The sequence below is a fragment of the Vibrio sp. 1159 genome, from assembly GCF_033340395.1.
Lineage (GTDB): Bacteria > Pseudomonadota > Gammaproteobacteria > Enterobacterales > Vibrionaceae > Vibrio > Vibrio alginolyticus.
In genome coordinates, this window is the sequence record NZ_JAWOWL010000003.1 from 57,386 (window position 1) to 75,251 (window position 17,866).

The 17,866-nt window shown below is 44.7% G+C and carries 16 protein-coding genes and 1 tRNA gene; 15 read left to right on the top strand and 2 right to left on the bottom strand.

The genetic code is table 11. From position 1 onward, the window contains the following. Positions 1 to 100 precede the first annotated feature (100 nt). The 10 genes from R7127_RS03625 (at position 101) to luxS (ending at position 11,282) form a co-directional block, all read left to right on the top strand. A tRNA-Arg gene (locus tag R7127_RS03625) sits at positions 101 to 177 on the top strand. A 552-nt stretch (positions 178 to 729) separates the two neighbouring features. Continuing rightward, a complete protein-coding gene (locus tag R7127_RS03630; RefSeq protein ID WP_005379932.1) occupies positions 730 to 987 on the top strand; it encodes an oxaloacetate decarboxylase subunit gamma in 258 nt (85 codons plus the stop codon). Positions 988 to 1,018: 31 nt separating this feature from the next. Next, complete coding sequence (gene oadA, locus R7127_RS03635) at positions 1,019 to 2,803, top strand: sodium-extruding oxaloacetate decarboxylase subunit alpha (protein ID WP_033905601.1); 1,785 nt, start codon at positions 1,019 to 1,021, stop codon at positions 2,801 to 2,803. Between the two features lie 9 nt (positions 2,804 to 2,812). Then, positions 2,813 to 3,943 carry a sodium ion-translocating decarboxylase subunit beta gene (locus R7127_RS03640; protein WP_005379935.1) on the top strand — a complete coding sequence of 377 codons (1,131 nt, stop codon included), beginning with the start codon at positions 2,813 to 2,815 and terminating at the stop codon, positions 3,941 to 3,943. 123 nt (positions 3,944 to 4,066) lie between these two features. Beyond that, the gene (locus R7127_RS03645; protein WP_005385434.1) at positions 4,067 to 5,017 is read left to right on the top strand and encodes an NADP-dependent oxidoreductase; all 951 of its coding nucleotides are present in this window, start codon (positions 4,067 to 4,069) and stop codon (positions 5,015 to 5,017) included. Then, positions 5,011 to 5,472 carry a YqaA family protein gene (locus R7127_RS03650; protein ID WP_005379938.1) on the top strand — a complete coding sequence of 154 codons (462 nt, stop codon included), beginning with the start codon at positions 5,011 to 5,013 and terminating at the stop codon, positions 5,470 to 5,472. The genes R7127_RS03645 and R7127_RS03650 overlap by 7 nt, the downstream gene beginning before the upstream one ends. Positions 5,473 to 5,481: 9 nt before the next feature. Beyond that, the gene (locus R7127_RS03655) at positions 5,482 to 8,325 is read left to right on the top strand and encodes a M16 family metallopeptidase (RefSeq protein WP_033905599.1); all 2,844 of its coding nucleotides are present in this window, start codon (positions 5,482 to 5,484) and stop codon (positions 8,323 to 8,325) included. Positions 8,326 to 8,481: 156 nt separating this feature from the next. Next, positions 8,482 to 10,050 carry a glutamate--cysteine ligase gene (gene gshA, locus R7127_RS03660; RefSeq protein WP_033905598.1) on the top strand — a complete coding sequence of 523 codons (1,569 nt, stop codon included), beginning with the start codon at positions 8,482 to 8,484 and terminating at the stop codon, positions 10,048 to 10,050. 23 nt (positions 10,051 to 10,073) lie between these two features. Continuing rightward, positions 10,074 to 10,679, top strand: a complete 606-nt coding sequence (locus tag R7127_RS03665) for a hypothetical protein (protein ID WP_172563496.1) — start codon at positions 10,074 to 10,076, stop codon at positions 10,677 to 10,679. Between the two features lie 84 nt (positions 10,680 to 10,763). Then, entirely contained in the window at positions 10,764 to 11,282 is a 519-nt protein-coding gene (gene luxS / locus R7127_RS03670; RefSeq protein WP_017820391.1) for an S-ribosylhomocysteine lyase, read from the top strand. Between the two features lie 67 nt (positions 11,283 to 11,349). Here luxS and R7127_RS03675 read toward each other — a convergent pair whose 3' ends face one another. Then, complete coding sequence (locus tag R7127_RS03675; protein WP_005379948.1) at positions 11,350 to 12,630, bottom strand: HlyC/CorC family transporter; 1,281 nt, start codon at positions 12,628 to 12,630, stop codon at positions 11,350 to 11,352. 124 nt (positions 12,631 to 12,754) lie between these two features. After that, entirely contained in the window at positions 12,755 to 13,549 is a 795-nt protein-coding gene (locus R7127_RS03680) for an inner membrane protein YpjD (protein WP_005379950.1), read from the bottom strand. 224 nt (positions 13,550 to 13,773) lie between these two features. Between R7127_RS03680 and ffh the strand changes: the two genes are divergently transcribed. The 5 genes from ffh (at position 13,774) to rplS (ending at position 17,376) form a co-directional block, all read left to right on the top strand. Next, positions 13,774 to 15,156, top strand: coding sequence for a signal recognition particle protein (gene ffh, locus R7127_RS03685; protein ID WP_005385423.1), 1,383 nt, complete (start codon positions 13,774 to 13,776; stop codon positions 15,154 to 15,156). A gap of 209 nt (positions 15,157 to 15,365) precedes the next feature. Further along, positions 15,366 to 15,614: a 30S ribosomal protein S16 gene (gene rpsP, locus R7127_RS03690; protein WP_005379962.1), complete on the top strand. Its 249-nt coding sequence runs from the start codon at positions 15,366 to 15,368 to the stop codon at positions 15,612 to 15,614. 29 nt (positions 15,615 to 15,643) lie between these two features. Continuing rightward, entirely contained in the window at positions 15,644 to 16,192 is a 549-nt protein-coding gene (gene rimM, locus R7127_RS03695) for a ribosome maturation factor RimM (protein WP_005379964.1), read from the top strand. A gap of 27 nt (positions 16,193 to 16,219) precedes the next feature. After that, entirely contained in the window at positions 16,220 to 16,981 is a 762-nt protein-coding gene (trmD, locus tag R7127_RS03700; RefSeq protein WP_115386283.1) for a tRNA (guanosine(37)-N1)-methyltransferase TrmD, read from the top strand. Between the two features lie 41 nt (positions 16,982 to 17,022). Beyond that, the gene (rplS, locus tag R7127_RS03705) at positions 17,023 to 17,376 is read left to right on the top strand and encodes a 50S ribosomal protein L19 (protein WP_005379971.1); all 354 of its coding nucleotides are present in this window, start codon (positions 17,023 to 17,025) and stop codon (positions 17,374 to 17,376) included. The last annotated feature ends 490 nt before the right edge of the window (positions 17,377 to 17,866 follow it).

The following is a 17,866-nucleotide window of genomic DNA, read 5'->3' on the forward strand; positions in this document are numbered from 1 at the left end:
TGGCTACGAACCAGGCGGTCGGAGGTTCGAATCCTCCAGGACGCGCCACTTATTAAAGGGTAATGCCCTGATGTTGACGAAAGTCGATGTCGAAAATTGCGCGTCCTTAGCTCAGCTGGATAGAGTACCTGGCTACGAACCAGGCGGTCGGAGGTTCGAATCCTCCAGGACGCGCCACTTATTGAAAAAGCCTCGCAATTTCGAGGCTTTTTTGTATCTAGACATCTGAAATATGGCGTAGGATCACTAGAGCCTATGTTCCTCTTTTTAAAAGCGAATATGTGCGTATCTAAGCAATTTGCTATCAAGCTTCTGTCGCATCGTGTGAAATCATCCTGATTATCCCTCCTATACACTGACTTCCATTTTTCATTTCAATCACTCTCATGTAGTCACTTTGTTTGTTATTTGTTTATTTATTGTTAATCTTGTTCATCTTTTTGTTTTTGTTGGTTTTTACTGCGTGAGTCCCGATTTGATTTTGAAATCTAAATCGCAGTTTTTATTTATGTCCTCCTTTACTCTGTTCGTAAGGTGATAGCGATTTGAAGTGATTATTTTGTCATGAACTGTGATCTGGGTAGTGAATAAATAATCATTTATCAGGATTACTACAAACCTTCCTTAAACAAAATTGACAAAATTTAACCAATCGAGATAATCCATGGGTCGGGATTTGACACTATTAAAGTCCTGCACGTTGTCAGGATGACAAAGAAAGGAAGCAACATGACTAATATAGGAAGCCTGCTAGTAGATGCGGCCACCCTGATGCTAACGGGGATGGCGGTCGTATTTATTTTCCTCACTATTCTTGTTTATCTCGTTCGGTTAATGTCGAAATTGGTACCAGAAGAAGTACCAGAGCCGATCGCAGCACCAAAAACAAACACTAATATTCAATCAACCTCTTCAGCTGTTAGTCCACAAGTAGTGGCGGCGATCTCGGCTGCGATTCATAAACATCGCGCCTCATTCGCGAAGTAGCCGAACTAGGATTAAAAAGGAGTTTAAGAGCATGTCTAAACCACTAGCTATTACTGATGTGGTCCTTCGTGATGCCCATCAATCACTATTTGCTACGCGTATGCGTATTGAGGATATGCTGCCTATCGCAGCTGAGTTGGATAAGGTTGGTTACTGGTCTCTAGAGACTTGGGGTGGTGCAACATTTGATTCTTGTATTCGATTCTTAGGGGAAGACCCTTGGGAGCGTTTACGTGAACTAAAAAAAGCGATGCCTAATACACCAATGCAAATGCTACTGCGTGGTCAAAACCTTTTAGGATACCGCCATTATGCCGACGACGTAGTAGAAAAGTTTGTTGAACGCGCGCATGCTAACGGCATGGATGTATTCCGTATTTTTGATGCAATGAATGACGTGCGAAACTTCCAGAAAGCCGTGAAAGCAACGGTTGATGTTGGTGCGCATGCTCAAGGTACGTTGTCTTACACAACGAGCCCAGTGCATAACGCAGACACTTGGGTTGACTTGGCAAAACGCCTAGAGGATTTAGGTTGTCATTCGCTGTGTATTAAAGATATGTCTGGCTTACTTAAGCCTTATGAAGCGGAAGAGCTTATCACGCGTATCAAAGCGTCTTGTGATGTGCCATTGGCACTTCATTGTCATGCAACAACGGGGCTGTCTACAGCAACAGCGGTAAAAGCAGTAGAAGCCGGTATTGATATTCTCGATACTGCGATTTCTTCAATGAGTTGTACTTACGGTCATACACCGACAGAAACGGTAGTCGCTATGCTAGAAGGCACCGAGCGAGATACCAATTTGAAACTCGAGCAACTGGAATCTATCGCCGCATATTTCCGTGAGGTACGTAAGAAGTATGCGAAGTGGGAAGGCCAGTTAAAAGGAGTCGATTCACGCATCCTGATTGCTCAAGTGCCTGGTGGTATGCTGACCAATATGGAAGGCCAGTTGAAAGAGCAGGGTGCTGCGGATCGCATTGATGAAGTATTAGAAGAGATCCCTCGTGTACGTGAAGATCTTGGTTTCATTCCATTGGTGACTCCAACTTCACAGATCGTCGGTACGCAAGCGGTGATTAACGTTCTTACTGGCGAGCGCTATAAGAGTATTACCAAGGAAACCGCTGGCCTATTGAAAGGTGAGTACGGTCAAGCGCCAGCCGAGTTAAATGCAGAACTGCAAGCGAAAGTGCTTGATGGTAAAGAGCCAATTACCTGTCGTCCTGCCGATTTACTTGAGCCTGAAATGGAGACGCTTACGGTTGATCTGATGGAGAAAGCGAAATCAGAAGGCATTAAGCTAGCAAGTGAGCGTGTTGATGACGTACTCACTTATGCACTTTTCCCTCAAGTTGGGCTTAAGTTCCTTAAGAATCGTGAAAACCCAGAAGCATTTGAGCCTGCACCAACGCTAGAAGCTGAGAAGCCTGCTGTACCTGTAGCTCAACCAGCAACTGGTGGTGTAGAAACTTATAGTGTACGTGTTGACGGGCAGGTGTATGAGGTGGAAGTTGGCCCTCAAGGTGAACTGACATCTGTTGCTCCTTCTAATGCACCGGCAAAATCGGCTACACCTAGCGCACCTTCTAATGCTTCAGCAGAAGCGGTACCTGCTCCTCTTGCAGGTAACATCTTCAAAGTGAATGTTCAACCTGGTGCTGAGGTAGCTGAAGGCGATGTATTGCTCATCCTTGAAGCGATGAAAATGGAAACTGAAGTACGAGCGGCGCGTGGTGGTGTGGTTCAAGAGCTGAACGTTAAAGAAGGCGATGCTGTCACAGTAGGTGCGCCTCTGTTGAGCCTGGCGTAAGGGAGTATCATGGACGGATTGTTAACCCTTTGGGCAGAAACAGGGATCGCTAACTTCGAGTTCGGCCAAATCTGTATGATGCTGGTTGGTTGTACCTTGCTGTTTTTGGCAATTAAAAAAGGATTTGAACCTTTACTGTTATTGCCGATTGGTTTCGGTGCTATTTTGGCGAATATTCCAAATGCTGGCTTTACTGAGCCTGGTGGCTTGCTCTACTACGTTTACTACATTGGGATTGAATCGGGTGTGTTCCCGCTATTGATCTTCATGGGTGTGGGCGCGATGACTGACTTTGGTGCTTTGATCGCAAACCCAAAAACGTTGTGGTTAGGTGCGGCTGCGCAGTTTGGTATTTTTGCAACACTGTTTGGCGCTATTTTGCTCAACTATGTACCTGGCATGGAGTTCTCCATGGCAGATGCTTCGTCTATCGCGATCATCGGTGGTGCTGATGGGCCAACAGCGATTTTCTTGGCGAGTAAGCTCTCTCCAGATCTGTTAGGTGCGATTGCAGTCGCGGCATACAGCTATATGGCATTGGTGCCGATCATCCAGCCACCAATCATGAAAGCACTGACAACCAAGGAAGAGCGTCAAATCAAGATGGCTCAGCTTCGTCATGTTGGTAAATGGGAGAAAGTCATCTTCCCGCTTGCTGTATTACTGATGACGATTCTGTTCTTACCTTCAGCTACGCCATTGGTTGGTATGTTCTGTTTGGGTAACTTGATGCGTGAAGCTGGTGTGGTCGATCGTTTATCGAAAACTGCTCAAAATGAATTGATCAACATAGTGACTATCTTTTTAGGTCTTGGTGTTGGTTCTAAGCTGCAAGCTGAGCAGTTCTTGAACCTAGAAACGTTAGGTATCTTGGGGTTAGGCGCAGTTGCATTTAGTATCGGTACTGGTGCGGGCGTCCTGATGGCGAAACTGCTTAACAAGTTCTCGAAAGAAGACATCAACCCACTTATTGGTGCGGCTGGCGTTTCTGCGGTACCAATGGCCGCGCGAGTCGTAAACAAAGTTGGTTTACAAGCTAACCCGCAAAACTTTTTGTTAATGCATGCGATGGGACCAAACGTTGCTGGTGTGCTGGGTTCAGCCGTTGCGGCTGGTATATTGTTAGCACTTGTTGGTTAGACATTATTGAAAATGGAATGATCAACCAATTTACAAAATCACGATTAACTTAGGTTAACAAAATGGTTTATAGTCAAAGGGATGCTTTCGCATCCCTTTTTGTTTTCTTGCAGGGAATGGTTTATGGAACACAAACAGATCGTTATCACTGAGTTTGGTGATGCCAACGTACTCGCGATTCAACATGCTTCTACACCATCACCACAGCCTGGTGAAGTCTTAGTAAAAGTCGCTTTTTCAGGCGTAAATCCTATTGATGTCAAAACTCGAGCTGGGCTCGGTTGGGCAGCAGCGCAGAATAAGGATAATTTACCTTGGGTGCCAGGTTACGACATCTCAGGAAAAGTGATGTCTTGTGGAGAGGGGGCATCACGTTTTAATGAAGGTGATGAGGTGGCTGGATTTATTGGTTTCCCAGTTCGAGGCGGTGGTTACAGTCAATACATATGTGTTCCAGAAACTGAGTTAAGTCATGTTCCTAGCTCTGTCACTTTAGAGGCAGCTGCTGCATTACCGTTGGCGGGACAAACTGCGGCACAAGCTCTCAGTAAGGCTAATGTGACGGAAAACGATCGCGTACTTATCCTCGCTGGTGCCGGTGGTGTTGGACACCTCGCGGTACAAATTGCGATCGCGACGAAAGCGGAAGTCTTTACAACCTGCAGTGAACGAAATTTAGATTACCTTGCGACGCTCGGTGCTCATGCAGTGAACTATCAATTTGCACCAGTGTCAGAACGTGTTGAAGATGTTGATGTTTTGATTGATTTAGTAGGCGGAGATGCTGCGTTAGATGCGCTTAAATGCCTGAAAGACAATGCGAGAGTCATCACCGTTCCAACCATAACTGCTGAGCTGATTTGTGAAAAAGCCAAACTCCTAGGCTTTGAGGCTAGTGGCATGTTGGTTGAACCAGACCCTGCGCAGTTAGATACCTTGTTGTACATGGTCGGCGTTGGCTTACTGAAGACTGAAATTCAACAGGTTTATCCTATGAGTGATGTCATTGGTGCTCACCAGCAGGTCGAATCAGGAAGAACCAGAGGCAAGGTGTTGCTTGATATGACATGCTAGAAGCATTTAACACGAGTTTTGAAAGTTTAGCGCTTTGGTTTTCAGATTCAGCATTATGGGTGCTTTTCATGACCGGTTTTCTCAGTGCCACGTTGTTGCCTGGTGGTTCTGAGGCGGGCTTAGTTGCCACTCTCTCATTAAATCAATACTCCGTTTCTTCAATTGTTATGGTCGCTACTATCGGTAATACGCTTGGTGGCTTAACAAATTATTGGCTTGGCTTGTGGATTCCCAACAAAGCACAAGAGGAAAAGCACGGTCATACCGCATTAAAGTGGCTCTCTAAGTATGGCTATTGGGGATTATTTTTTAGCTGGTTACCTGTAATAGGAGACCCGCTGTGTTTAGCCGCAGGGTGGCTAAGAATGAAGTTTCTGCCTTGCGTGATTTTAATATTTTTAGGAAAGGCTGCTAGGTATAGCTTACTTGCGGCCATCTATCTCGGATTATTTTAAGGAAAGTACATGAAGATGTTTTGGGTTGGCGCGTGTTCACTGTTGGTGATCACGGGCTGTGCATCAAATACGCCAGTTTCATCACTGCCGAAAGGGGTAACTTTCGTTGAGTCATCGAAAGCTGAAGAAGGCAAAGTTAAGATTCCATACCAAAAGTATAAACTCGATAATGGTTTAACGGTGATCTTAGCTCCTGAAGATTCTGACCCATTGGTCCATGTGGATGTGACTTACCATGTTGGTTCAGCTCGTGAAGAAGTGGGTAAGTCTGGTTTTGCGCATTTCTTTGAGCACATGATGTTCCAAGGCTCAGAGAACGTTGGTGACCAAGAGCACTTCAGAATCATCACAGAGGCTGGCGGCACGTTAAATGGTACAACAAACCGCGATCGTACTAACTACTTTGAAACGGTCCCTGCTAACCAGCTCGAGAAAATGCTGTGGTTAGAGTCTGACCGTATGGGCTTTTTGTTGGATGCGGTTTCTCAACGCAAATTTGAAATTCAGCGTTCTACTGTAAAAAATGAGCGAGCTCAGCGTTACGATAATCGTCCTTATGGCTTAATTTGGGAGCGCATGTCCGAAGCGCTATATCCTGAAGGTCACCCGTATTCGTGGCAAACCATTGGTTATGTTGAAGATCTTGATCGTGTTGATGTGAACGATCTCAAAGCGTTTTTCTTGCGTTGGTATGGCCCAAACAATGCGACTATCACGATCGGTGGTGACTTAGACGTTGAACAAACTCTAGAGTGGGTAAATAAGTACTTCGGTTCGATTCCTCGTGGTCCTGAGGTTGAAAATGCGCCGAAACAACCTGCAAAACTGCAAGAAGATAAATACATCACTCTAGAAGATCGTATTCAACAACCTATGGTGATGATCGCGTGGCCAACAACCTACAACGGCGAAGAAAGCCAAGCGTCTCTCGATACATTATCAGAAGTATTGGGTGGCGGTACCAACAGCGTGCTCTATCAAGACCTAGTGAAGACTCAAAAAGCGGTCGATGCTGGTTCATTCCATGATTGTGCTGAACTGGCGTGTAACTTTTACGTTTACGCAATGGGTGATTCTGGAGACAAAGGCGACCTATCAAAACTGTACGACGAGCTTTTACAATCACTGAATCAGTTTGCGGAAAAAGGCGTGACAGAAGATCGCCTTGAGCAGTTGAAGGGTAAAGCGGAAGCGGATGCTATTTTTGCGCTAGAAAGCGTTAAAGGTAAAGTGACTCAGTTGGCTTCCAACGAGACATTTTTCGGCGATCCTGATCGTCTTGAGCAACAGCTTGAGCAAATCCGTGCAGTTACGCCGACTTCGGTAGAAAAAGCGTATACGGACTTTATCCAAGGTAAGAACAAAGTGACCCTAAGCGTGGTCCCAAAAGGAAAAACAGACCTTGTCGTAAAACCTGCGACCTTTGTGACGCCAAAGCGCACGCTGCCAGAATATGAGAAGATTTCCGATGACCAATTGGCGTATCGTCGTGCGACCGATAACTTCGATCGCTCAGTGCAACCGCCAGTAGGAGAACCAGTGAAAGCGACGATGCCAGAGCTGTACGAGTTACATTTCAAGAATGGCTCAGAGCTGCTTGGTGCAGTTAGCGATGAAACGCCGACGGTGATGATGCAATTTAGTCTACCTGCAGGGACACGTTTTGTTGAAAAGGGTAAAGAAGGTCTTGCCCAATTGACCGCTGCGATGTTGCAAGAAGGTACAACGAAACGCAGTGTCGAAGAGATTCAAGCTGAGCTTGATAAACTGGGTAGTGTTATCTCTGTTAATGCCACAGGTTATACAACAAACATCAGTGTTTCTGCTCTAGAAAAGAACTTAGAGCCGACGTTAGAAATTGTCGAAGAGATGTTGCTGTCTCCTGCATTTAATCAAGATGATTTCGAGCGTGTAAAAATGCAAGCGCTAGAAGGCCTGGTGTATGAGCACCAAAATCCAAGTTGGATGGCGTCACAAGCGAGTCGCCAGGTGCTCTATGGGGATTCGGTTTTTGCTCGACCAAAAGACGGCACGCAAGCAGGTGTCAGTGCATTAACGTTGGATGATGTCCGTGAATTCTACTCGAAGCATTACACGCCACAAAGTGCGCAAATCGTCGTTGTTGGTGACATCAATAAACAGGAAATTGAGCAGCAACTGACGTTCTGGAAAAACTGGCAAGATGAAGCTGCGCCATTGTATGCACCGCAAAGCATTGCTGCATTAGGTGAGCAAAAGATCCATCTTGTTGATAAACCAGGAGCGCCGCAAAGTGTGGTCATGATGGTTCGTCAAGGTATGCCTTACGACGCAACGGGCGATTTTTACCTAAGTCAACTGGCAAACTTCAACTTAGCTGGGAACTTCAATAGCCGCATTAACCAAAATCTACGTGAAGACAAGGGTTACACATACGGTGCTTACGGCTACTTCTCTGGTAATCCAGAAACAGGCTCGGTGGTTTTCACCGCGCAAGTACGAGCGGATGCAACGGTTGCTTCGATCATTGAGATGGAAAATGAGCTAAATGAATACTCGCAGTCAGGTATTACTGATGAAGAGATGAAATTTATGCGTCAAGCGGTCGGTCAAAAAGATGCACTGAAATATGAAACGCCAACACAAAAAGCGGAGCTCATCAGTGATATTCTTAAGTACAACCTCGATCATGATTACTTGCAGCAAAGAAACGCTATCGTAGAAAAAGTCGATAAGCAGACGTTGAATGCGCTGGCTCAGAAATGGTTTGATCCAAATGACTATCAAATTATCGTCGTTGGTGATGCTAAATCGTTGCGTCCTCAATTAGAAAAGTTGGGGAAAGACGTAGAAGAGCTTGAAATCATTCGATAGAGTACACATTTAATAGCGGAGAAACGTTTCTCCGCTATTCATCTAGATAAGCAACTTTTCGTGGGTTATTTATCTAGATGCATTAACTATCAATAACTTAGCTTACACTTGTGTTATGTAACAAGTGTCCTGCTCCCAATATAAGCGAACCTCATTTTGACTGATTTTGCTGCGCGACTAAAAAAAGTTGCATCAAACCCCGAAGTATTTAAGCAGTTTGGACGCGGTGTTGAGCGAGAAACTTTGCGCTATCGTCAGGATGGACATCTAGCTACAACTCCTCATCCTGAAGGGTTAGGCTCTGCGTTCACAAATCAATGGATCACAACGGATTTTTCGGAATCATTGTTAGAGTTCATTACGCCTGTGTCACATGAAATTCCAGAACTGATGGCACAGCTGAAAGATATCCATCATTTCACTCAAACCAAAATGGGTGAAGAGAAAATGTGGCCACTATCAATGCCTTGCTACGTAGGCTCAGAGGATGATATTCAGTTAGCCCAGTATGGCTCTTCGAATGCAGCGAAAATGAAAACGCTGTACCGAGAAGGCCTAAAGCGTCGCTATGGCAGCCTGATGCAAATTATTTCAGGTGTCCATTTTAACTTCTCGTTTCCTGAAACATTTTGGGATGCGCTCTATGGCGAGCAAGATGAACAAGCCCGCCAAGATGCTAAGTCTGATGCGTACTTTGCGTTGATCCGTAATTACTACCGCTTTGGCTGGATGATTCCCTACTTCTTTGGTGCATCACCAGCGTTATGTGGCTCTTTTATTCAAGGTCGTGAAACCGATCTGCCATTCGAGAAGATTGGCGGGACATTATATTTGCCGAAGTCGACGTCTTTGCGTTTGAGCGATCTTGGCTATACCAATAGTGCTCAAAGTGTGCTGAAAATTGGTTTTAACAGCATTGACCAATACCTCGATGGTTTGAGTGATGCGATTCGCCACCCATCAGAAGAGTTTGCGAAAATTGGGGTAAAAGTGGATGGTGAATACCGCCAGCTTAATTCCAATATCTTACAAATTGAGAATGAACTGTACGCTCCGATTCGTCCAAAACGTGTATCGAAAAGTGGTGAGAAGCCTTCAGATGCGTTACGACGCGGTGGTGTCGAATACATTGAAGTTCGTTCTCTAGATGTTAACCCATTCAGCGCAGTGGGCTTAAATGAAGAGCAAGTACGATTCTTGGATCTCTTCCTTACCTGGGCGGCCTTGTCAGACTCAGACCCTATGGATAACTGTGAATTAGAGTGTTGGCGCGATAACTGGAATAAAGTCATTGTTTCAGGCCGTGAAAAAGGTCTAATGCTGCAAATTGGTTGCCAAGGTGAGCGTCTATCTCTACAAGATTGGGCACACCGAGTTTTCGTCGAGTTACGTCAAATAGCACAGCAAATGGATATGACCGCTGGTGGCTGTGCATACCAAGATGTGTGTAATCAACTCGAGACATGGATTGATAACCCAGAACTAACGATCTCTGGTCAACTATTAGAGCTAACGAAAGAGCTGGGTGGGCTAGGTAAAGTCGGTTGTACTCTTGGTATGAAGTACCGTGATGAAAACCTAGCTCACGGTTATCAGTACTATTCACAAGATACGATGGAAACGGAAGTTGCGTCGTCCGTGGAAAAACAAAAGCAAGCAGAGCAGAGTGACATGCTTTCTTTTGATGATTTTTTGGAAGATTACTTTGCTTACCTGAAGCAGTAATGACTAACTAAGGATTGGTGGGGTTGAACATTAAGTCGTTAGTAGTAGCGGTACTTGGAAGCGTGTTACTTGCAGGTTGTGCTACGGCACCGCCAAAGCAGCAGAATAACTTATGCGAGATATTCCGAGAGAAATCCGGTTGGTACGATGATGCCAAAGATATGGAAGATGAATGGGGTACCCCTATTCATGTCGCTATGGCCATCATTAAACAAGAAAGCAGCTTTCGGCACGATGCAAAACCACCTAAAGATTATTTGCTAGGGTTTATTCCTTGGGGACGAGTCAGCAGTGCGTATGGTTATGCTCAAGCTCAAGACCCTGCTTGGGAAGACTTCCAAGATGCGACAGGTCAGGGGGGCTCTCGTACCAACTTCGATGATTCTATGATGTTTGTCGGTTGGTACACTCATGAAACACGGCGTCAGCTAGGGATTTCATTATGGGATCCCTATAACCAGTATCTGGCTTATCATGAAGGGCGAGGTGGATATAAGCGAGGCACTTATAATCGAAAACCTAGTTTAATCAAAGTCGCTCGACGTGTTGAACAAACAGCGAAAACTTATGGCTGGCAGCTGAAGCAATGTCGTGAGGAATTAGAAGACAACAGCAGCTGGTTCTTTTAGCCCACAGTCAGTTCATGTGCTGTAGGGATGAATGACATTTATCCATTACCGAAAGGTACTGGAGTTACAATCAGGAGAGATGTAATGCCTTTACTCGATAGTTTTACCGTGGACCACACTCGTATGAATGCACCGGCAGTGCGAGTGGCGAAAACCATGCAGACCCCAAAAGGGGATACGATTACTGTTTTCGACTTACGCTTTACTGCGCCAAACAAAGACATTCTTTCTGAAAAAGGTATTCACACCCTAGAGCACCTTTATGCAGGCTTTATGCGTAATCACCTAAACGGTGATTCTGTTGAGATCATCGATATTTCGCCTATGGGTTGCCGCACAGGTTTTTACATGAGCCTGATTGGCACACCATCAGAGCAGCAAGTCGCAGATGCTTGGATTGCAGCAATGGAAGACGTGCTGAAGGTAGAAAGTCAGAATAAGATCCCTGAACTTAACGAATACCAATGCGGCACGGCAGCAATGCACTCTTTAAAAGAAGCACAACAGATCGCAAAGAACATTTTGGATGCTGGTGTTTCGGTGAACAAAAATGATGAACTTGCTTTGCCTGAGTCGATGTTAAAAGAGTTGCGCATCGACTAGGTGCTCATTAAGAAGCATATTGCCCCAATAAGTAAAAAGCCTGACATGAGTCAGGCTTTTCTTTTGGTTATTTGGATGTCGATTTTTTCTTCTTCGGATAAACACGAACGAGCTTGATTCGGTTCTCTTCAATCTCAACAAGTTCCATTGGGTGACCCGCTACTCTCACACTTAGATGGCTCTCAGGAATATCTTCCAGGTGCTCCAAAATAAGACCGTTTAACGTTCTTGGGCCATCCGTTGGTAAATCCCATTTCAGGCCTTTGTTAATATCTCGGATATTGGTGCTGCCTTCAATAAGAAAGCTTCCGTCACCTTGAGGACTGATTTCATCAGAGAGGCTTGGAGAAATTGACGTCGTGAACTCACCAATGATCTCTTCCAGAATATCTTCAAGAGTAATTAGACCGATGATATCACCGTACTCATCCACGATCAGACCGATACGTTGCTTGTTGCGTTGGAATTTCAACATTTGCACGTTCAGTGGTGTGCCTTCTGGGATGTAATAGACCTCATCAGCAGCACGTAATAGCGTTTCTTTGTTGAATTCGTTCTTTTCCAACATCAGACGATAAGCTTCACGCAAGCGCAGCATGCCAACCACTTCATCAATTTGGTCACGATAGAAAACTATGCGCCCATGTGGTGAGTGGGTTAGTTGACGAACAATGGATTTCCAGTCGTCGTTAATATCGATACCAGTAATTTCATTGCGTGGGACCATAATGTCGTTCACGGTGACGTGCTCAAGATCCAAAATAGACACCAGCATGTCTTGGTGTCGGCGAGGGATCAAACCGCCAGCTTCATTTACTACCGTACGCAGCTCATCGGAGCTAAGATGATCTTCTGCTGAGTGATCCGCTCTTACACCAAGTAAGCGGATAAAGCCATTCGTAATAAAGTTAACAAGCATCACTAAAGGCGACAGTAACTTCATCAGTATGGTCAATAATATACTGCTCGCGTAGGACACACGTTCAGGGTAAAGCGCTGCAATTGTTTTAGGGGTAACCTCGGCAAAAACCAATACAACCATAGTTAGTGCACCGGTTGCGATAGCGACACCTAAATCACCATACAAACGCATACCAATAATGGTCGCGATCGCGGACGCGAGAATATTAACGAGGTTGTTGCCGATAAGAATAAGACCAATCAAACGATCTGGACGGTCTAATAGTCTTTCGACTCGCTTAGCACCCTTATGCCCGTTTTTGGCTAAGTGTTTTAAGCGATAACGATTCAGAGACATCATCCCTGTTTCTGAACCGGAAAAGTAACCTGATATGACGATAAGACACGCGAGTAGCGCAAACAAGATACCCGTAGAGATGTCGTCCAAAACGTTGCTGTTCCTTGTAAGTATTGGGTTATATAACGGTTGAGTAAGTCCGTTAAGTCAAAGAGTTAAGGCGTACTGTATTTTATCTAGCCTAAAATATAAAGGATAGGAGCCCTAGAGCTCCTTAATTCAAGATGATTTCTTTTACAAAGCGACTGCCAAAATATGCCAGAGTTAACAGTGTTGCTCCTGCAACAGCGAACCATGTGACTTTTCTACCACGCCAGCCTTTTTGATAGTGACCCCAAAGCAGTATTGAGTACACCACCCAAGCGATGAAAGAAAGAATGCCCTTATGTGCCTTACCTTGGGCAAACATATCCTGCACAAAGACAAAGCCAGTAATGAGCGTGGCAGTTAACAATAAGTTACCGATCAAAATAATTTTGAAGAGTTGACGCTCCACCATTAATAGAGGCGGCAGGTTTGGGTTAATCGCCAAAGATTTTTTTGCTTTCAGTTTGTGATCCAGCCAAGCCAACTGAAGCGCATAGAGTGCCCCGATAGTTAAAGTCGCGTATGAGAAGAGCGCAAATGAAATATGAATGAGTAGCTTAGGGTCATTCTCTAGGTGCTTTATAAACGTGCTTGGCAAAAATGTGGCAGCAGATAAATTGATGGCAGCAAAGCTATAAACGACTGGCAATAAAAACCACAGTCGGTTTTTCAACATAGCAAGGCTCATGACCAGAGAAATGATAAAACTGATCAAAGAAGCCACGTTGAGAATACTCAGGTTTTGACCTGAACCATCAAAAATCAGATCACTCAAAATCCACGCATGAAAAACAAGCGCACAGGCAGCACTAGCAAACACTGTTTTTGCTTTGATTCCTGACTGTTGTGAGAGTCCGGGTATGATGGTCGCAATCGCCAAGACATAAAGTATGGCGGCCGCGATGGCTATTAAGCTATCCATGAATCCTAAATATTATTGTGCACAATGGAGAAATTATACCTTGCATTACACTTTGGGGCTACGTTATATCCGACATCAATCGTGAGAGATGAGATATTGAAATTAATAAGTTACCGCACCATATATAAATAGAGACAAGAATAGGACAGCGGTACGGGTATGACTCAGACCTTGGCTAATGTATACTCACACTAATTAATCGCCATTTTAGCGAAGAGACAAAGATGTTTGAGAATTTAACGGATAGATTATCCAAAACGCTGAAAAATATCAGTGGCAAAGGTCGTCTGACCGAAGACAACATTAAAGAAACCCTACGTGAAGTCCGAATGGCTCTACTTGAAGCTGACGTTGCGCTTCCGGTCGTTCGTGAATTTGTGAACCGCGTTAAAGAAAAAGCGGTGGGCGTAGAAGTTTCTAAATCTCTGACTCCAGGTCAGGAATTTATCAAGATCGTTCAAACAGAACTTGAAGCCGTAATGGGTGAGTCGAATGAGGCGCTAAACCTTGCCGCTCAACCACCTGCTGTGCTTCTTATGGCTGGTCTACAAGGTGCGGGTAAAACTACATCGGTAGGTAAGTTATCTAAGCTTCTAAAAGAACGTGACAAGAAGAAAGTCTTGGTTGTGTCTGCCGACGTTTACCGTCCTGCGGCAATCAAGCAGCTTGAAACACTGGCATCAGACATCGGTGTTGACTTCTTCCCATCATCACCAGACCAAAAGCCTATTGATATCGCCAATGCAGCGATTGACCATGCGAAGAAGAAATTCTACGACGTACTTATTGTCGATACCGCAGGTCGTTTGGCAATTGATGAAGAGATGATGGGGGAGATCAAAGATCTTCACGCAGCTATCAACCCAGTAGAAACGCTATTTGTTGTTGACGCCATGACGGGTCAAGACGCAGCAAATACAGCAAAAGCCTTTGGCGATGCGCTACCTCTTACCGGTGTAGTTCTAACTAAGGTTGATGGTGATGCTCGTGGTGGTGCGGCACTTTCAGTACGCCATGTCACGGGCAAACCAATCAAATTCTTGGGTGTCGGTGAAAAAACTGACGCGCTAGAACCGTTCCACCCAGATCGTGTTGCTTCACGTATTCTTGGCATGGGTGACGTTCTGTCTTTGATTGAAGACCTACAACGCAACGTTGACCAAGAAAAGGCAGAAAAGTTAGCGAAGAAGTTCAAAGAGAAGAAAGGTTTCGACCTTGAAGATTTCCGTGAACAGCTAGGCCAGATGCAAAACATGGGCGGCATGATGGGGATGATGGATAAGCTTCCAGGAATGTCCCAGCTACCAGACAATGTGAAAGATAAAGTCGATGACAAGATGTTCAAACAGATGGAAGCGATCATCAGCTCCATGACAATGAAAGAACGTCAACGCCCAGAAATTATCAAGGGCTCGCGCAAGAAGCGTATCGCGGCTGGTTCTGGTGTGCAGGTTCAAGATGTAAACCGCTTACTAAAACAGTTCACCCAAATGCAGAAAATGATGAAAAAGATGCAAAAAGGTGGCATGAAAGGCATGATGCGCAACATGCAAGGCATGATGGGCGGCATGGGGGGTGGCGGTGGCTTCAACCCATTTGGTCGTTAATTGATCGATCACGCATAGATTCAGGGTGTTAGGTACGTCACAAACTTTAAATTCAATTTATGTTGGTGAAAAAGTAACTAAACTCCTTGCATTGCTCCGGGAGAAGAGTAAAATTCCGGAGCTTTATTTTGGCACGAGACCCCAAACTGTTTAATTTCTTGAATGGTTTTTGGGGTTAATTTTATTTTTGAGAAAGCAAAGAGGACGACATGGTAACCATTCGTTTGGCACGTCACGGCGCTAAAAAGCGTCCATTTTATCAAATCGTAGTAGCGGACAGCCGCAACGCTGCAACTGGCCGTTTCATCGAGAAAGTTGGTTTCTTCAACCCAACTGCTAAAGGTCAAGAAGAAGGTCTACGTCTAGACCTAGACCGCGTTAACCACTGGGTTGGTCAAGGCGCGTCAGTATCTGACCGTGTTGCTAAGCTAGTTAAAGACGCTCAAAAAGCGGCTTAATTTTTTACTTGAAAAGTAGAAACTAGTTTATGTCGATGAAAGGTAAAGAAACAATGAGCAACGAAAAGATTGTTGTAGGCAAGTTTGGTGCTACTTACGGCATTCGTGGTTGGCTTAAAGTTTTTTCCTACACAGACAATGCTGAAAGCATTTTCGATTACAGCCCTTGGTACATTAACCAAAAGGGCAAGTGGGTTGAGTACAAAGTAGAAAGCTGGAAGCGCCATAACAAAGGTATGGTGGCTAAGCTGGAAGGCATGGATGTTCGTGAAGACGCGCATCTAATGACGAACTTTGAAATTGCTATTGACCCTGCGGTACTTCCTGAATTGTCAGAAGATGAGTTCTACTGGCGCGAATTGTTTGGGATGCAAGTTGTAACTACTAAAGGTTACGATCTAGGTGTCGTTACTGACATGCTAGAAACTGGCTCAAACGATGTTCTGGTTGTTAAAGCAAATCTTAAAGATGCTTTCGGGCAGAAGGAACGATTAATCCCGTTCCTTGAAGAGCAAGTGATCATTAATGTTGATCGCGAAGCTCAACGGATCGAAGTTGACTGGGATCCTGGATTCTAATCTCCAAAATTACAGAGCGAGATAAACATGTGGGTTGGCGTTATTAGCCTTTTTCCAGAAATGTTCCGTTCTGTTACTGATTTTGGAGTAACAGGTCAAGCGGTTAAAAAAGGTCTTTTGTCGATTGAGACTTGGAATCCTAGAGATTTCACTCACGACAAACATCGCACAGTCGATGACCGACCTTACGGTGGTGGCCCTGGTATGTTAATGATGGTTCAGCCTTTGCGCGATGCCATTTATACCGCGAAAGCAGCCTCACCGGGCAAGACGAAAGTCATCTACCTTTCTCCTCAAGGTCGCAAGCTCGACCAGAAAGGAGTGGAAGAACTGGCAACGAATGAGAACTTGCTTCTGATTTGTGGTCGTTATGAAGGGGTAGATGAGCGCATCATTCAATCTGAAGTCGACGAAGAATGGTCGATTGGTGATTTTGTGATGACGGGTGGTGAGATACCAGCCATGACGTTAATCGACTCTGTCTCTCGGTTTGTTCCGGGTGTACTAGGGGATTTCGCGTCAGCAGAAGAAGACTCTTTTGCAAATGGCTTGTTAGATTGCCCTCACTATACGCGTCCAGAAGTATTGGATGACAAAGAGGTACCAGCTGTACTGATGTCAGGCAATCACAAGGACATTCGTCAATGGCGACTCAAGCAGTCGTTGGGCCGTACTTGGCTAAGAAGACCAGAGCTCCTGGAAAACCTAGCTCTGACTGACGAACAGGAACAATTACTTGCTGAGTTTGTTAATGAGCATAAAGCCATTAAAGAACATAACGCAAAGTAACCTAATTTATTTAGTATCAGTTTATTCTAGGAATTTAAAAAATGAGTAACATCATCAAAGCTCTTGAAGAAGAGCAAATGAAATCAGACCTACCTAAATTTGCACCAGGTGACACTGTTGTAGTTCAAGTTAAGGTAAAAGAAGGTGACCGTGAGCGTCTACAGGCTTTCGAAGGCGTTGTAATCGCAATCCGTAACCGTGGTCTACACTCTGCTTTCACTGTACGTAAGATCTCTAACGGTGAAGGTGTTGAGCGTACGTTCCAAACACACTCTCCAATCGTTGATAGCATCGAAGTTAAACGCCGTGGTGCAGTACGTCGTGCCAAGTTGTACTACCTACGTGAGCGTTCTGGTAAGTCTGCTCGTATCAAAGAGAAACTTGCTAAGAAGTAATGCTATAACTAGCGTTCTCATCTTAAACGGAGTCCTTTTAGGGCTCCGTTTTTTTATTTGTGTAATTAGCTTGCTCGTTTCTTTTCACCCGACCTGCACTGTCGATGCTCATGCACTGACGTACACTCCACGCCTCTGTCTTGTTGTGAATAGATTCCTGATGTCGCTATGGCTCCTCGGAATGACGGGAAACAATGATCAAATATTACTGGGTACTGTGGTTAAAATTCGTCATTCTGGATAGCGACGAAGGAGCGTGATTCAGAATCTACTAGTTGAGAATGTAAGTGTTTAAGTTGTTAGCTTCATCCTTGCTGTTAGTAGATTCTTAATGTCGCTATGGCTCCTCGGAATGACAGGTAATGATGGTCAAAGATTACAGAGTACCGTGGTTAAAATTCGTCATTCTGGACAGCGACGAAGGAGCGTGATTCAGAATCTACTAGTTGAGAATGTAAGTGTTTAAGTTGTTAGCTTCATCCTTGCTGTT

What these genes read in the sequence shown, in the direction of transcription:
- R7127_RS03630 (WP_005379932.1), top strand. Translation starts at nt 730, where the DNA reads ATGACTAATATAGGAAGCCTGCTAGTAGATGCGGCCACCCTGATGCTA.
- oadA (WP_033905601.1), top strand. Translation starts at nt 1,019, where the DNA reads ATGTCTAAACCACTAGCTATTACTGATGTGGTCCTTCGTGATGCCCAT.
- R7127_RS03640 (WP_005379935.1), top strand. Translation starts at nt 2,813, where the DNA reads ATGGACGGATTGTTAACCCTTTGGGCAGAAACAGGGATCGCTAACTTC.
- R7127_RS03645 (WP_005385434.1), top strand. Translation starts at nt 4,067, where the DNA reads ATGGAACACAAACAGATCGTTATCACTGAGTTTGGTGATGCCAACGTA.
- R7127_RS03650 (WP_005379938.1), top strand. Translation starts at nt 5,011, where the DNA reads ATGCTAGAAGCATTTAACACGAGTTTTGAAAGTTTAGCGCTTTGGTTT.
- R7127_RS03655 (WP_033905599.1), top strand. Translation starts at nt 5,482, where the DNA reads ATGAAGATGTTTTGGGTTGGCGCGTGTTCACTGTTGGTGATCACGGGC.
- luxS (WP_017820391.1), top strand. Translation starts at nt 10,764, where the DNA reads ATGCCTTTACTCGATAGTTTTACCGTGGACCACACTCGTATGAATGCA.
- R7127_RS03680 (WP_005379950.1), bottom strand. Translation starts at nt 13,549, where the DNA reads ATGGATAGCTTAATAGCCATCGCGGCCGCCATACTTTATGTCTTGGCG.
- ffh (WP_005385423.1), top strand. Translation starts at nt 13,774, where the DNA reads ATGTTTGAGAATTTAACGGATAGATTATCCAAAACGCTGAAAAATATC.
- rpsP (WP_005379962.1), top strand. Translation starts at nt 15,366, where the DNA reads ATGGTAACCATTCGTTTGGCACGTCACGGCGCTAAAAAGCGTCCATTT.
- rimM (WP_005379964.1), top strand. Translation starts at nt 15,644, where the DNA reads ATGTCGATGAAAGGTAAAGAAACAATGAGCAACGAAAAGATTGTTGTA.
- trmD (WP_115386283.1), top strand. Translation starts at nt 16,220, where the DNA reads ATGTGGGTTGGCGTTATTAGCCTTTTTCCAGAAATGTTCCGTTCTGTT.
- rplS (WP_005379971.1), top strand. Translation starts at nt 17,023, where the DNA reads ATGAGTAACATCATCAAAGCTCTTGAAGAAGAGCAAATGAAATCAGAC.